Here is a 14,836-nt window from a genome sequence, read left to right on the forward strand (position 1 = left end):
GCTCATTGATCGGAGGGCTGCATCGGTCCGCGAAGGTTACCCGTCCTGAACTGAACGACGTAAGGGTTGTCGGTGGAGCGATACTCATCAACCGTGCCGTCCCACTGGAAACGACCTCCGTAGAGCATCACAATCCGTTCGGCTGATCGCTCGATCGTGCTGTGCACATGACTCACCACCACTGAGCAGCCACGGGCAACGGTGGTGGTCTTCACGATCAAATCCTCGATACGGGTTGATGCAACAGGGTCAAGCCCTGCCGTCGGCTCGTCGTAAAGCAGCAAGGGCATCGCCCCCTCCTCGCGATCGGGATCATCAATCAGAGCCCTGGCGAAACTCACCCGTTTCTGCATGCCACCGCTGAGCTGGCCGGGATATTTGTTAGCCACATCATTCAGCCCAACGGCCTCGAGACACTGCTGAACCCGCTCACCGATCTGGGCAGGGCTCATGCGCCCGAGGCGCATCAACAGAAAGCCGACGTTTTCCTCAACCGTGAGTGAGGCCAGCAAGGCAGGGTTCTGAAACACCAGTCGCACGTCGGCTGGACGGCGCTGATCGAGACGCAGGTACTCCTGAGGTTCGCCAAACAGGCGCAGCTCCCCTGCCGTCGGCAACTGAAGTCCTGCAAGCAGCCTGAGAACCGTGGATTTTCCCGCACCAGAAGGGCCAACAACAGCAATGCGCTCTCCTGGCTGCATGCAGAGCGACACCTTGTCCAAAACTGGCTTAGAACCCCACTGCATCGTGAGGTCACGCATCTCCACCACTGGAGTCTGGGTTGCTGGAGATGTCGGGTCCAGCCTGATCTGCACGGGGTTTTCGCGCGTTACGCGCCCATCTTGCCTCGTTTACACCAATGAGGATGCCCATCAGGAACAACTTCCGTACAGTTCCCTCATCGCGAGGGAAGCGACGACCCTGGCCCCGGATTGCACTTGACCAGCCCAAGCCACCGCGGACGCCGTCAACGCATCCGGGCCATGCAGGCAGCTCGGCAGCGTGATCTAGTGCTGCGCTCCCGCCGAGCGGTGCGTTGGCTGCAGCCAGGTCTAGTGGTTAAGCGCTGGCTGCTCACCTCAGGAATTGGACTGATGTTGGCGCTTCTGGGCGCTGCCGTCTGGGCCGACTTACAGCCCATTTACTGGATGCTCTGGGCTATCCAGGAATCTCTGAGCTGGATCACTCGCGTGTTGCCGAGGGGAATTACCGGGCCGTTAGTACTGCTGGTAGGCGTCGGCCTGCTGCTCTGGGGGCAGAGCCGCAGCTTCGGCTCCATCCAGCAGGCCCTGGCCCCGGAAAAAGACACCGTTCTGGTAGATGCACTGCGGGCGAAAAGCCGCCTCAATCGGGGGCCAAACATTGTTGCCATCGGCGGCGGCACCGGGCTGTCCACGCTGCTGAGTGGCCTCAAGCGTTACAGCAGCAACATCACAGCCGTCGTCACCGTGGCTGACGACGGTGGCAGCAGCGGCGTGCTGCGCAAAGAACTGGGCGTGCAGCCACCCGGCGACATCCGCAACTGCCTGGCCGCATTATCTACTGAAGAACCGCTGCTGACGAAACTTTTCCAGTACCGCTTCTCCGCCGGAGGAGGCCTTGAAGGTCACAGCTTCGGCAATCTGTTTCTTTCGGCGCTCACCGCCATCACCGGCAGCCTGGAAACGGCAATCACCGCCTCCAGCCGAGTGCTGGCGGTTCAGGGCCAGGTTGTACCCGCTACGAATGTAGATGTGCGGCTGTGGGCGGAACTGGAAGACGGTCGCCGCATCGAAGGCGAATCGGCGATCGGACAAGCACCGAGCCCCATCGTTCGTCTGGGCTGCCTACCAGAACGCCCACCAGCGCTGCCGAGGGCTCTTGAAGCGATTGCCCAAGCCGATCTGATTCTGCTGGGCCCAGGCAGCCTCTACACCTCACTTCTGCCCAATCTGCTGGTCCCAGAACTGGTGAGCGCAATCCAGCGCAGCCGCGCTCCCAGGCTTTACATCTGCAATTTGATGACGCAGCCAGGAGAAACGGATGGGCTGGATGTGAGCGGACACCTCAGGGCCATCGAAGCGCAACTGGCCTCTCTCGGCATCAGCCATCGACTGTTTGACGCCGTGCTAGCGCAAGAGCCCATCAGGGAATCACCACTGATTAAGCACTACCGCTCACGCGGAGCTGAAACTGTGACCTGCAACCGCCGTGAACTCGAGATTGAGGGATACGACGTGATGGAAGCACCACTACAAGGCAGTCGGCCCACCGCAACCCTGCGTCACGATCCCCGCAGCTTGGCCCTAGCAATAATGCGTTTTTACAGAAAGCACAAAACAGATAAACCTTCGGTTGCAATTTAATTCACAACACAAAAATATATTTATTCAAGAGCAAAAGTCTTTTTGATGCACGTTTAATAAGCGTCCTGCATCTCATAAAAATCAGGCTGGACATAGTCCTTCCTTAAGGGCCAACCGGTCCAATCTTCAGGCATCAGCAACCTCTTGGGATGGGGGTGGCCTTCAAAATTGATCCCGAACATGTCGAATGTCTCACGTTCCTGCCAATCGGCACCTCGGAACAGTCCGTAAAGGCTGGGGATACTCGGCTCTCCCTCTCTGGACAGAAAGACTTTCAGACGTACTTCGCGCAACTGATCTACACGACCATCGGCAACTTCTGCCAACGCGATGAAATGATAGAAGCTGACCAATTGTTGGCCGGGTCCTTCGTCATAGCCGCCTTGGCACTGGAGATGATCAAATCCATGGCTTTTAAGAGCCGCGGCAATCACGGGGAGAAACAGTGCCTCAACGCCGATTTGCTCAACTCCAACATGGTCGGGATCGAGCACGGAGTGATCAAAGCCTTGCTCACTAAGCCATTGGCTGACCGAGCCTGGCTCTGGACCAGTCGCAACTGGAGAATCTGTTTTGGTGTCTTTCTCTGGAGTTGGGCTCATGACTCCTCAGGGATCTTGACGGGCTCGGCTGTTTCAAGCGCGGGCATCGGTAGACCTGCGCCAGGCTTCAATGCAGCCACCTGGGTTTCAGCGCGCAGGTAAGCACCAGTAACGATCGGCTCAACCTGGGTCATCGCATGCTCAACCGTGCAGTAGCGATGGGTCTGGATCAACAGACGGCGATCGGCCACAGATTCATTGGCCACCTTCTTGCGCAGCTTGATCACTGCATCGAAAATTGCTTCTGGCCTGGGCGGACAGCCTGGCAAGTAGAGATCAACGGGAATCAGCTTGTCCACACCACGGACAGCAGTAGTTGAGTCTGAGCTGAACATGCCCCCGGTGATGGTGCACGCACCCATGGCAATCACATATTTGGGCTCAGGCATCTGCTCATACAGACGCACCAATGCAGGTGCCATCTTCATGGTAACCGTGCCAGCGACGAGCAAGAGGTCTGCCTGGCGCGGTGAACTGCGTGGCACTAGACCAAACCGGTCGAAATCGAAACGAGAGCCCAGCAAGGCAGCGAATTCGATGAAACAGCAAGCCGTTCCGTAGAGAAGTGGCCAGAGACTGCTCAATCGAGCCCAGTTGTGCAGATCATCAAGACTGGTGAGGATGATGTTTTCACTCAGGTCCTGGGTGACAGTCGGCACCCCATCAGCCGAGCCAGCCACGGGGCCGCAGCTGGACTCCCTCAGATCACGGACCGCCTGAATCGAGGGGGCTTCTCCAGTTGTTGCAACTCGTTCGGTCGATGAGGTCATGGGATCAGCTCCACTCCAGGGCGCCCTTGCGCCAGGCATACGCCAAAGCCACCACGAGGATGGCGATGAACACCAGCGCTTCTATAAAAGCCAAAATACCTAGTCGATGGAATGCAACGGCCCAGGGGTAGAGGAAAACCGTCTCCACATCGAAGATCACGAAGACCAGCGCAAACATGTAGTAGCGGATGTTGAACTGGATCCAGGCACCGCCAATCGGCTCCATACCAGATTCGTAGGTGAGTTCGCGCTCACCGACCTGACTCCGCGGCGACACAAGCTTGTTGGTCACCAGGGCGAGCACAGGCACGGCTCCTGCGATCAGCAAGAAGCCGAGGAACGCGTCATACCCCGGAAGGACAAACATCTGGGCTGAACGGAATAGGCTGCAGTCTGGCATTTGCAGCCTCTGGCTGACGTTTGGCCAGGAGACGTCGATAGAGTGTCCACATCCGGTCAATCAGCGGTGAGCGACGAAACACAACCACCGCAGGACCCTGCGAATGACATCGATGCTGATTCAGAGGCGAAGCCAGTTGGCGAGGCTGATCACCTAGCGGAGGCCACAGAAGAGGTTAAAGTGCGTGTCCCAGAAAAGACTCTGGCGGAACAAGCGAGTGATCCACTCACGCACCGTTTCGAGTGCCGAAGCTGCGGATTTGTCTACGACCCTGAAGAGGGCGTCAAAAAATTGCGCATCGAATCAGGCACCGCTTTTCAGCAGCTTGATGCTTTGGCGTTCCGTTGTCCGGTCTGCCGTAGCAAAGTTGGCGCTTTCCGAGACATCGGACCACGTGCAAAGGCCAGTGGCTTCGAAGAGAATCTCGATTTCGGTTTGGGCGTCAATCGTTTAACCCCGGGGCAGAAGAATGTGCTGATCTTCGGCAGCTTGGCTCTTGGCTTCGCCTTCTTCCTCTCGTTGTATTCCCTGCGTTAATTACTAAATGATCGGCGCAGATACTTTTGCGCTGCACCACCCGTATTGCTCCAAGCCTGTCTTCATTTTCAACCCGGCATGAATTCCCTGATCAAATCCCTGGCCCACTTGGCACTCGTGGTCTGTATCGGCTTCGGTCTTGGCGGGTGCGTCACCACCAAAGTGCCAACCGCAACTGCCAGCCCCTGGCAAGTGATCGATCTCAACACTCAGGCCAATCCTCTGGATATCGCCTTCACCAGCGCCGAGCACGGATTCTTGGTGGGCAGCAACCGCCTGATTCTGGAAACCAATGATGGTGGCGCGAGCTGGAACGAGCGCAGCCTGGATCTGCCGGAGGAAGAGAACTTCCGCCTGATCAGCATTGCTTTTGATGGTGATGACGGCTGGATCGCCGGTCAGCCCGGCCTGCTGATGCACACCACCGACGGGGGCCAGAACTGGACGCGACTATTCCTGGACACGAAGCTGCCAGGCGAGCCCTACCTGATTACGGCACTGGGACCCAACAGTGCAGAACTAGCGACCAACGTGGGAGCTGTGTACCGAACCAGCGATGGTGGTGGCAGCTGGGATGCCGAGGTGAGCGATGCAGCGGGTGCAACCCGTGACCTGCGCCGGAGCCCTGATGGCGCCTACGTGAGCGTGAGCAGCCTGGGGAACTTTTACGCCACCTGGGATCCAGGACAACCGGTCTGGCAGGTTCACCAACGCGTTAGCAGCCAACGACTGCAGAGCATTGGCTACCAGCCCGATGGCCGGCTCTGGATGGTTGCTCGCGGTGCTCAGATTCGTTTCAACGAAGACGCTGCCGACAACGAAAGCTGGAGCAAGCCGATTATTCCTATTACCAATGGCTATGGCTATCTGGATATGGCCTGGTCCGACGACGGAGCGATCTGGGCCAGTGGTGGTAACGGCACCTTGTTGGTGAGCCGAGATGAAGGCAACAGCTGGGAGCGCGATCCTGAAAGTGTGCAGGCTCCAACCAACTTCACGCGATTTGTGTTCGACGACACAGATCGTCAACAGCATGCATTCCTACTGGGCGAGAGGGGGCTGATGCTGCGCTGGTCAGCCCTCACCTAACAGCTGCTGAGAGCCAATGGCGAACAACGCTCTGTAACCAACTGGCAGGTCCCAGCGCAGTCGCAGGGCCCCTGCCTTTAGGATCATTGGGCAATTACACTCGAAGTCATGGCCGGCGGCTCAACGGGGGAACGCCCGTTTTTCGAGATCATCACCAGCATCCGCTACTGGGTGATCCACGCAATCACACTGCCTTCGATCTTCCTGGCCGGATTCCTGTTCGTGTCTACAGGCCTTGCCTATGACGCCTTCGGAACTCCTCGCCCTGACTCGTATTACCAAGCCAGTGAGAGCAAAGCTCCCGTGGTTGGTCAGCGATTCGAAGGCAAGTCGAGCCTCGACACACGGCTGAAATAAGTATTTTCCATGACTCAAACACCCACCTCTTCAAAGCCACGCGTTTATCCGATCTTCACGGTGCGCTGGCTTGCTCTGCACACCCTGGGAGTCCCTGCAGTGTTCTTTATTGGCGCTTTGGCCGCCATGCAATTTATTCGCCGCTGATCCCCCAATCGTTCTGAGACATCATGGAGCGCAACAAAAATCCTAATACGTTGCCGGTTGAACTCAACCGGACCAGCCTTTATCTGGGTCTGCTGTTTGTGTTCGTCACAGGCATTCTGTTTTCCAGCTACTTCTTTAACTGAGTTTTTTAATTATGAAGCCTAAGAATGCAGGCAATTTGCCCGACGGACGTATTCCAGATCGTCTTCCTGACGGCTCTCCCGCCGTTAAGTGGCGCTCACGTTGGACTGAGGGAACGTTGCCTCTGTGGCTAATTGCCACAGCAGGTGGGATGGCTGCAATCTTTGTGCTTGGACTCTTCTTCTACGGTTCTTACACAGGTGTGGGTTCCGCCTGACTGGCTTTGCATTGGAATTGCAAACAAATTCTCCGGGTGCATGCCCGGTTTTTTTGTGCCTTTCTTGCGCACTCATCCCAGCGATCAATCCAGACGAAGGTCAGCTCGTCGGCATACGGTTGAAGGGACAGCCAGTCTCTGATGGTTCTTCTCGCCCAGAAGCCAGCCGACTCCAAGGTTTCGAACTCACCCAAGCGCAATCGCCGCCCCAAGAAGCGGCAAGTGTTTTGCCCAGCCCACCCTGAGCAGCCGATCGAAGGCAACGGCAGGAAGTACTACCTGCATCTGCTGCAGCCCGAACAACTACAGGAACGAGGCATTTCGGCCAAACGCGCTCAGCTGATCATCCACGCCTATCCAGTGCTGGTGCTCAGCAATGAATGGCTGGAGGAGTTGTATTGCCCACAATGCGGGAGAATGCAGTGGTGTCATGTGATCAAGCACGACCGCGTAAATCACACGGTGCGTTGGGCTCCCAGGGAGCTATGGGAACAGGTGGCCCATGTTGATCCTGTCGCGGCAAACCCCACGGCAAGCGAGTACTCGCGCAGGGAAGCAGGGCGACACCGCCAGAAACGTATGGATGGAAAACGCTATTACGACTTAAATTAAGTACACATCATCCATTACAAATACGAGGGAATACTTCATGAAACCGCCGCTGCATCACCACAGAATCCCTTGCATAAAAACAATCCCTCAATGAATCAAGATTGTCCAAATACAGTCAATCATTTATGCCCGCATCAATCTCTGCCAAGCCCCGTGGTGCGATCTTGCCGTGACGAACATTTCACCACGCCTCGGGCTCCCATTGTTAAACAGCATTCCATTACAGGCATATAGCTCATAGGCCTCACGGTAATTCACAGTGATTCAGCACAACTTCACAGAGGCTGCTTGGGGAAAATGGTGCTCTCTCTTTCTGCAGAAGCTCCTTTTACTTGACAAAACCAATACAATTCGCAAAGCACAAAAAGCATGCATAATTGAAATAAAGACTAATCCAAGACATTAACTTCAAATTTTTTCAAGGCTTCGAACACATGCAAATGAAAGCGTTTTAACTACTCGAGCTGATTCTTAGAGTCACCTTTTACGCAAGAAACTTAAAACTACTTTGCAATCAAATCAGAAAGATTTTCTGCAACCAAAGGCGCCAATCCATCTGACAAAGAAATCTTCGCATTCCACCCCAAACCCTTCATACGACTTACTTCCAACTGTTTCTTTGGTGTTCCATCCGGCTTAGTTGTATCCCACTCAATCGTTCCCTGAAACCCCACCAACGCTGCGATTTGTTCCGCCAATTCCTTAATCGTTAGGTCCACTCCCGTTCCCACATTCAAAAACGCCAGCGATTGTCCCTGATCATTTTTTGGTGCATCACTCCAAAGAGCGCTCCAGCTCTCCAGCGCAAAAACGCAGGCATTACCCAGATCATCCACGTGCAAAAACTCACGCATCGGTGATCCCGTTCCCCAACATGTCACACTTTTTGCCCCTGCCTCCTTGGCTTCACGGAAGCGCCGAATCAATGCCGGTAGCACATGGCTGTTTTCCGGGTGATAGTTATCTCCAGGGCCATAAAGATTCGTCGGCATCAAGCTGATCGCATCAAAGCCGTATTGCTTTCTCAATGATTCACATAGCTTGATTCCAGTTATCTTGGCGATCGCGTACCACTCATTGGTTGGCTCCAACAATCCCGTCAATAATGCTTCTTCTTTAATCGGTTGCTCTGCAAACTTCGGATAAATACAACTGCTGCCTAAGAACAGCAGCCTCTTCACACCCGCCTTCCAAGCCCCTTCAATCACGTTCGTCTGGATTTTTAGGTTATCCAGCAGAAAATCAGCTGGAAAGTTGTCATTGGCGTGAATTCCGCCCACCTTGGCAGCCGCAAGCACCACCACATCTGGCTTGTACGTTGAGTACCAAGTCTTCACAGCCTCACTATCCAAGAGGTCCAACTCCTGCCGCGTTGGCGTCAGTAAGGCTCCTCCTTTCGCTGCATCGCCATAACCCTTCTTCTGCAACGCCCTACAGATCGCACTGCCTGCCATGCCCCGCGCTCCAGCCACAAAAAAATGGTCATCCGCTTTGATCAAACTGTTCATGCCTTGCCTCCAGCGGCCTTCACTGCATCCGAGTTTGTTGGTGGATTCTCCATTGAGCCCACAACATCAAAGCCCTTCAGCTTCAAATAAGCCTCTTTCTTCGCTTCTTCTTGATCATTAACCACCATCTCTGCAACCAATTCCTCCAACGTTGTTGTCGGCGTCCAGCCAAGCTTTTCCTGGGCCTTTGTGGGATCACCAAGAAGGGTTTCAACTTCAGCCGGACGGAAGTAACGCGGGTCAATTCTCACCACTACTTCTCCAGTACTGCGTTTACCGGTTTCCTCCAAACCTTTGCCTTCCCACTCGATGGCACCCCAGCCCAGCTCTACTGCAGCCAGCTCAATGAAGCGCCGCACCGATTCTTGCCGCCCCGTAGCGATCACAAAGTCTTCAGGAGGCCCCTCTTGCTGCAGCATCCTCCATTGCATCTCCACGTAATCCCGTGCATGACCCCAGTCCCTGAGAGAATCGAGGTTACCCATGTATAAACACTCTTCTAAACCGGCATCAATACGCGCTAGACCTCTAGTTATTTTACGCGTCACAAACGTTTCACCACGTCTTGGACTTTCATGGTTAAACAGCACCCCATTGCAGGCATACATCCCATAAGCTTCCCTGTAATTCACCGTAATCCAATACGCATATAACTTGGCTACTCCATAGGGGCTTCTGGGATAAAAAGGTGTGCTCTCCCTCTGCGGCATTTCTTGAACCAATCCATAGAGCTCACTAGTACTCGCTTGATAAATTCGCGTCTTCTCCACCAGGCCAAGCATCCGCACAGCTTCTAAAATGCGCAGCGTGCCCAAAGCATCGCTATTGGCCGTGTATTCCGGCGCTTCAAAACTGACCGCTACGTGACTTTGTGCACCAAGATTATAAATCTCGTCCGGCTGAACATTCTGAATAATTCGAATCAAATTAGTGCTGTCAGTCAAATCACCGTAATGCAGAATTAGACGCGGATCTTGATCATGAGGGTCCTGATAAAGATGATCAATTCGGATGGTATTGAAACTACTTGCGCGCCTCTTAATTCCATGAACTTCGTAGCCTTTTTCAAGCAACAATTCCGCCAAATAACTCCCGTCTTGACCAGTTATACCGGTAATTAAAGCTCTTTTGATTTCTTTTAACTCAGACATTCAATCAATGAACGGTCGACGACCATATTAGGGAAACTAAGAGCATTCAACACTCCTTGAGGTCCGTCAGCTGCAAGATGGCGAGGTTTTCGATGCCGTGCCCCGATAACCACGTTCCAGCAAACGCAGGCTGAGGACTGCGCCGATGAATCAAGCAGCACCGGTGACTCAAACAGGGCTTGTCATGGCTGGCCTTCACCCACACGCCAGAGGTTCAGACCAGCGTCCTGAACTTCAGCCGGTATGACCACCGACCGCGCATCGAAGACCCAAGCGGGCTGTCGCATCAAAGGAGCCAGAGTCAACCAATCGAGCTCTCGATATTGAGTCCACTCCGTAAGGATGAGCACTGCATCAGCCCCCTTTAACCCCGAGGGGATGTCGTCAATGGGCCACCAAGTACCCTCACCGCTGAGTGCCGCTCGTGTAGGACCCGATTCTGCATCGGGTGCTGTGCTCGCTGGCAAATTCAGATCACATGCAATTTGACCCGGATCAACTTTGGGATCATGGATGGCAAGCTGAGCACCCTCCTCCAATAGATCCTTAGCAATGCGGATTGCCGGGGCTTCCCGAGTGTCGTTGGTATCGGCCTTGAAAGCAAAACCAAGGACAACCAAGCGTTTGCCCGTGACGGTGCCAAACAGTTTCTGCACCACCGTGCGTGCAATGCGGTGCTGCTGCCAGCTGTTCAGCTGAACCACCGATTCCCAGTAGTTGGCTACATCGGGGAGCCCGAAATGCCTGCACAAATATACGAGGTTGAGGATGTCTTTCTGGAAGCAGCTACCACCGAATCCCGGGCCTGCCTTCAAAAATTTCGAACCAATGCGACTGTCGCTGCCAATCGCCCGGGCCACCTCACGTACATCCGCGCCAGTTGCTTCGCAGAGAGCCGCAACGGAATTGATCGAGCTGATCCTCTGGGCAAGAAAAGCATTGGCCGTGAGCTTGGAGAGCTCGCTGCTCCAAAGATTGGTGCGCAGGATGCGCTCCTGAGGCACCCAATGGTGATAAACCGATGCCAAAGCATCAATGGCCTCAGGATGTTCGCCGCCGATCAGCACCCGATCAGGGGATTCAAGATCAGGAATCGCGGTGCCTTCCGCCAGAAATTCTGGATTGGACAACACGGAGAAACTGCATTGGGCGCCGTCAATGGATTGCTCAGCCGCCGAAAGAATGGACTTCACCGCTTCTGCGGTGCGCACCGGCAAAGTGCTCTTCTCCACCACGATAGTGTGACCTGTTGCGGATTTAGCGACCTGACGAGCACAGGCTTCAACCCAGCGGAGGTCACTGGCTTGGCCAGCGCCAAGACCTTTTGTTTTAGTGGGTGTGTTCACGGAGATAAACACCATGTCTGCTGCAGCGATCGCCTCATCTACAGCCGTTGAGAAATAGAGGTTGCGGCCTCGAGCACGTCCAACCACTGCATCCAGTCCTGGTTCATACACTGGCAGCTTGCTCAGATCACTGTCGTTCCAGGCATCGATGCGAGTCTGATTGATATCAACAACTGTGACCTGAATCTCAGGGCAGCGATCGGCGATGACCGCCATGGTCGGACCGCCTACGTAACCAGCACCGATGCAACAGATAGAACGAATTGAAGCAGCAGGCATCCAGTTGTGGGGTCTAGGCCATCAAACGCTGGAAGGTTATCGCTGATCCTCGGGGCAAAGGTAATTCTGGGCAGTGGTCTGTAGAACAGCCACCACTGCAGCAGGGTCATTAAGCTCAAAACGCTGCTCTTCGCCTGCTTTCAGCAAAGGTTTGATACGCACTTGACGAGCTTGAGCTTCCTCTTCGCCGATCACCGCAGCCCAGGCAGCACCACTGCGATTAGCGCGCTTGAATTGCTTCGCAAAGGCAGCACTGGAGCCATCCAACTCAACGGATACACCAGCCGCCCGCAACTGCCTGGCCAATCTCAAAGCGAGAGCCTCAGCTTGATCTCCGCGATTCACCAAATAAAGATCCGGAACACGTGTCGCTGTCAGTCTTGCCGCTGCTCCATCAGGATTCGCGGCCGCCTCCGCCTCCAAAACCAGAATCAGCCTCTCCATACCGAGAGCCCAACCCACCGCAGGCGTCGAAGCACCCCCAAGCTGTTGCACCAACCCGTCATAGCGACCACCTCCGCACACCGTGGCCTGCGCTCCGAGCTGATCGCTGACGATCTCGAAAGCTGTATGCCCGTAATAATCGAGGCCTCGCACAAGACGAGAATTGAACTGAAAAGGAATCGCCAGCTGATTTAGCAATACCTGAACGGTCTCAAAACGCTTCGCACTCTCTTGGCTGAGAGCCTCCACCAAGGTGGGAGCATCCGCGAGCAGAATCTGAGTTGACGGGTTCTTGCTGTCGAGAATGCGCAGAGGATTCGTTGACAGTCGCTGCTGGGAATCGGTATCCAACTGATCAACTCTGTCTTCCAACCAAGTCACCAGCTGCTGTCGGTAGCGCTGGCGATCTTCCAGAGTGCCAAGACTGTTGATCTGAAGCTCAAGGCCAGATACACCCAAATCCCGAAGCAGATCCCATGCAAGAACGATCACCTCTACATCACTGCGGGCGCTGCTAACACCGAGACATTCCACGCCAATCTGATGGAACTGACGCTGGCGGCCGGCCTGGGGGCGCTCATAACGGAACATCGGTCCGGCATACCAGAGCTTCTGTGCCCCCTGGCTGAGTAAGCCGTGCTCAATTGCCGAACGAACCACCGAGGCTGTACCTTCAGGGCGCAGCGAGCAGGAGCGATCGCCGCGATCAGCAAAGGTGTACATCTCCTTGCCCACCACATCGGTAGCTTCACCGATACCGCGATTGAATAACTCAGTGGGTTCTAGAAGCGGCGTGCGGATCTCATCTAATCCAGAGCGCTGGAAGTGGGCCCGAGCCACAGACTCCACAGCCCTCCAGAGACGCGTCTTTCCCGGGAGCAAGTCGACCATGCCTCGAAGGCTTTGCAGCTGCTGACTCACGCCCTTGTTTGTTTAGTGAAAACTAGTTTGCAGGGCCACAGGATCAAGCCTGGACTCAACACAGGCGAAACCGCCCCAGATATAGACACAAGTGGTTTACCAAAGCAGATCAACACATTCAATCCCAACAAAGCCGATGCTTGACATTGCTCTTTGAAAGAGCGAAGTCAGTACCAGTGGATCCACTGATACCCCAGAGCTGCATGCGCAGCAAATCAAGCTGCGATGGCCAAATCTGCTGCCGTGACCATGGTTCAATCAGCCTCCTTGGGACTTCTTTGTCGGCGAGCGAAGATTTCACCCTCGTGCCCAGACCACCAACAGCCAACTGAGCAACCCATTTAGCTCTTGGGAAATGGTTTCTATCACTAAGCACCAGCATCTTTGATGGGCGTGATTGAGGAGGCAACATCTTCATCCAATCCGCCAAAGCCACTGCCTGCCCTACCGAATCTCCCCCAAACTCGGGGCGCTCATACAAAACCGAAAGCGGAGGAGAAGCCTGGTGTCTGTGAAAAGTAGTCCGGCTGGCCTGTGGCCGGAAAGGTGATCAACAGAATCGACAAACCCCAGGGTTCTTGGCGCTGAAGGGTCAGGGCGTGATCAAGGCGGTGGCAGCCATCCAGCACCAACAACCAGGACCTCCCAGCAGCTGGGAACAAAACAGGCCTGATCAATGGCCAAACAAGCCAGAAGCCAACTCCAGCCAAGGCCATCGAAAGCAAACCAGAACGATGCCGTTCGAGGGGAGGAGTCACCAGGCGCGAAAGATCGTACGGCCTATTGCTTCTCTAATGGCACGGCTGCTGCGCTGCAATCCACTAGCTGTTGGGAGGTAGTTGAGCGGATCACGGAAGGGGTGACCTGCCCAGGCACCGCTGGCCTGGAAATCGAGGGCAAAAGGCAGAACGGTGAGCCCCTGCCGCTCAAACAACCGCCGGGCCCGAGGCATATGAAAAGCTGAGGTAACCAGCATGAGCGTGCTGCCGACTGGGAGCATCGCAGCTACTTCCTTTGCTTCATCGGCGGTATTGCGTACTCTCGCTGTGCTGAGAACGGACTTCGCAGGCATCCCGAGGGCAATCGCACGCTCACGCAACACATGCCCTTCGGGCGGCAAATTGGGCTGAGTGGGCCACCAACCACCCGTAAAAATCAGCTGGGGATCGTCCCCTTGCTTCCGAAGCTGCACGAAGGCATCAAGGCCTCCAAAAAAACGATCAGCATCGACCCATTCACTCGTTCGAGCAGGCCCAGGAGCGGCATGGCGGCCCGTGCCAAGCACCACCACCGCTGCAGGCCTCGCGTTTTGAAGAACCGCAGCAGCGGTGCGGCGCTGATAAGGATGCTCTAGCCAACGCCACAAAGCTTCAGAGGTGAGCGGTGTGGCAAAGATCCAGAGGACAGCCAAGGCGCTGATCCCAGGCCAACGACTGCCGTGAATCCCTCCCCAAACCAACAGCAGCATCGCCACCCCAAGGGGCAGCAGCAATAGGGGCAAGATCTTGCTGAATAAAAACATCACTGAAGCCACTGGGAATAACAGCCCTGCAACATCAACACACTCCAGAGCTAGGGGAAGGGGGTGATCAGCACCCGCAGGTGAGCCTGCCAAAGGCGCTGCACTGGTTCAGGCCGCAACCAGACCAGGCGGCGAATCAACGCTGGATTGAGCAGGTCTTCCGCCAAAAACCTCAAGGGTCCACACAACCAAGAACCTATGGGCAGCCCAAAGCCTGCTTTAGGGCGATCGATCAAGGACCGAGGCACATTGCAATCCAGCAGCTGACTTAGAGCCGACTTGTCAGCACCATCTGGCATCTTCAAGCTAATAGGCAACTGCCAAGCGAGGGAGGCCATACCGGCTCTGGGTTCAGCCCACACTCCTGCAGCATCCGCGCCTCGATGCTGAAGTGCAGCAGCCATGGCCGCAGCGGTTTGTTGGAGATACGGGTCTGTGCACTACCAGG

General features: G+C 55.2%; 19 protein-coding genes and 1 pseudogene. 8 read left to right on the forward strand and 12 right to left on the reverse strand.

The features are described from left to right. Positions 1–2: 2 nt before the first annotated feature. Positions 3–746 carry an ABC transporter ATP-binding protein gene (locus tag SIB42_RS01570; protein ID WP_067093345.1) on the reverse strand — a complete coding sequence of 248 codons (744 nt, stop codon included), beginning with the start codon at positions 744–746 and terminating at the stop codon, positions 3–5. A 237-nt stretch (positions 747–983) separates the two neighbouring features. Here SIB42_RS01570 and SIB42_RS01575 point away from each other — a divergent pair, with 237 nt between their 5' ends. Beyond that, complete coding sequence (locus tag SIB42_RS01575) at positions 984–2,345, forward strand: gluconeogenesis factor YvcK family protein (protein ID WP_067093206.1); 1,362 nt, start codon at positions 984–986, stop codon at positions 2,343–2,345. 53 nt (positions 2,346–2,398) lie between these two features. Here SIB42_RS01575 and SIB42_RS01580 read toward each other — a convergent pair whose 3' ends face one another. Genes SIB42_RS01580 through SIB42_RS01590 form a run of 3 tightly spaced genes read right to left on the reverse strand, consistent with a single transcriptional unit; the run spans position 2,399 to position 4,084 of the window. Then, entirely contained in the window at positions 2,399–2,947 is a 549-nt protein-coding gene (locus SIB42_RS01580; protein WP_067093207.1) for an NAD(P)H-quinone oxidoreductase subunit J, read from the reverse strand. Next, on the reverse strand, positions 2,944–3,717 hold the full coding sequence (nuoB, locus tag SIB42_RS01585) for an NADH-quinone oxidoreductase subunit NuoB (RefSeq protein ID WP_067093208.1): 774 nt from the start codon (positions 3,715–3,717) through the stop codon (positions 2,944–2,946). The genes SIB42_RS01580 and nuoB overlap by 4 nt, the downstream gene beginning before the upstream one ends. Positions 3,718–3,721: 4 nt before the next feature. Further along, positions 3,722–4,084, reverse strand: a complete 363-nt coding sequence (locus tag SIB42_RS01590) for an NAD(P)H-quinone oxidoreductase subunit 3 (protein ID WP_066905075.1) — start codon at positions 4,082–4,084, stop codon at positions 3,722–3,724. 213 nt (positions 4,085–4,297) lie between these two features. Between SIB42_RS01590 and SIB42_RS01595 the strand changes: the two genes are divergently transcribed. The 7 genes from SIB42_RS01595 (at position 4,298) to SIB42_RS01625 (ending at position 7,217) form a co-directional block, all read left to right on the forward strand. After that, complete coding sequence (locus SIB42_RS01595; protein ID WP_231856350.1) at positions 4,298–4,654, forward strand: rubredoxin; 357 nt, start codon at positions 4,298–4,300, stop codon at positions 4,652–4,654. Positions 4,655–4,732: 78 nt separating this feature from the next. Next, positions 4,733–5,743, forward strand: a complete 1,011-nt coding sequence (locus tag SIB42_RS01600; RefSeq protein ID WP_067093209.1) for a photosynthesis system II assembly factor Ycf48 — start codon at positions 4,733–4,735, stop codon at positions 5,741–5,743. Between the two features lie 108 nt (positions 5,744–5,851). Continuing rightward, positions 5,852–6,100, forward strand: coding sequence for a cytochrome b559 subunit alpha (psbE, locus tag SIB42_RS01605; protein ID WP_067093210.1), 249 nt, complete (start codon positions 5,852–5,854; stop codon positions 6,098–6,100). A gap of 9 nt (positions 6,101–6,109) precedes the next feature. Next, a complete protein-coding gene (gene psbF, locus SIB42_RS01610) occupies positions 6,110–6,247 on the forward strand; it encodes a cytochrome b559 subunit beta (protein ID WP_074160697.1) in 138 nt (45 codons plus the stop codon). A 23-nt stretch (positions 6,248–6,270) separates the two neighbouring features. Continuing rightward, positions 6,271–6,390 carry a photosystem II reaction center protein L gene (locus SIB42_RS01615; RefSeq protein ID WP_066904825.1) on the forward strand — a complete coding sequence of 40 codons (120 nt, stop codon included), beginning with the start codon at positions 6,271–6,273 and terminating at the stop codon, positions 6,388–6,390. A gap of 11 nt (positions 6,391–6,401) precedes the next feature. Further along, the gene (locus SIB42_RS01620) at positions 6,402–6,605 is read left to right on the forward strand and encodes a photosystem II reaction center protein J (protein ID WP_074160698.1); all 204 of its coding nucleotides are present in this window, start codon (positions 6,402–6,404) and stop codon (positions 6,603–6,605) included. Positions 6,606–6,746: 141 nt separating this feature from the next. Beyond that, on the forward strand, positions 6,747–7,217 hold the full coding sequence (locus SIB42_RS01625; protein ID WP_067093211.1) for a hypothetical protein: 471 nt from the start codon (positions 6,747–6,749) through the stop codon (positions 7,215–7,217). Positions 7,218–7,260: 43 nt separating this feature from the next. Here the strand turns inward: SIB42_RS01625 and SIB42_RS01630 are convergent. The 8 genes and pseudogenes from SIB42_RS01630 to SIB42_RS01665 all read right to left on the reverse strand — a co-directional run. Then, positions 7,261–7,481: pseudogene (locus SIB42_RS01630) on the reverse strand (GDP-mannose 4,6-dehydratase); the annotation flags it as partial. Between the two features lie 239 nt (positions 7,482–7,720). Further along, a complete protein-coding gene (locus SIB42_RS01635) occupies positions 7,721–8,725 on the reverse strand; it encodes a GDP-L-fucose synthase family protein (protein ID WP_067093212.1) in 1,005 nt (334 codons plus the stop codon). After that, positions 8,722–9,876 (reverse strand): GDP-mannose 4,6-dehydratase, encoded by a 1,155-nt coding sequence (gmd, locus tag SIB42_RS01640; protein ID WP_067093213.1) that lies wholly within the window; start codon positions 9,874–9,876, stop codon positions 8,722–8,724. Before gmd ends, SIB42_RS01635 begins: the two co-directional genes overlap by 4 nt. Positions 9,877–10,058: 182 nt before the next feature. Beyond that, entirely contained in the window at positions 10,059–11,501 is a 1,443-nt protein-coding gene (locus SIB42_RS01645; protein ID WP_067093214.1) for a nucleotide sugar dehydrogenase, read from the reverse strand. A gap of 36 nt (positions 11,502–11,537) precedes the next feature. Further along, positions 11,538–12,866 (reverse strand): histidine--tRNA ligase, encoded by a 1,329-nt coding sequence (hisS, locus tag SIB42_RS01650; protein ID WP_074160700.1) that lies wholly within the window; start codon positions 12,864–12,866, stop codon positions 11,538–11,540. A 473-nt stretch (positions 12,867–13,339) separates the two neighbouring features. Beyond that, positions 13,340–13,624 carry a hypothetical protein gene (locus tag SIB42_RS01655; RefSeq protein WP_067093217.1) on the reverse strand — a complete coding sequence of 95 codons (285 nt, stop codon included), beginning with the start codon at positions 13,622–13,624 and terminating at the stop codon, positions 13,340–13,342. Next, positions 13,621–14,481, reverse strand: coding sequence for a YdcF family protein (locus SIB42_RS01660; protein ID WP_231856330.1), 861 nt, complete (start codon positions 14,479–14,481; stop codon positions 13,621–13,623). The genes SIB42_RS01655 and SIB42_RS01660 overlap by 4 nt, the downstream gene beginning before the upstream one ends. Further along, a complete protein-coding gene (locus SIB42_RS01665; RefSeq protein WP_067093218.1) occupies positions 14,439–14,792 on the reverse strand; it encodes an asparagine synthase-related protein in 354 nt (117 codons plus the stop codon). Before SIB42_RS01665 ends, SIB42_RS01660 begins: the two co-directional genes overlap by 43 nt. Positions 14,793–14,836: the final 44 nt, after the last annotated feature.

This window comes from Synechococcus sp. MIT S9508, assembly GCF_047303045.1.
GTDB lineage: Bacteria > Cyanobacteriota > Cyanobacteriia > PCC-6307 > Cyanobiaceae > Synechococcus_C.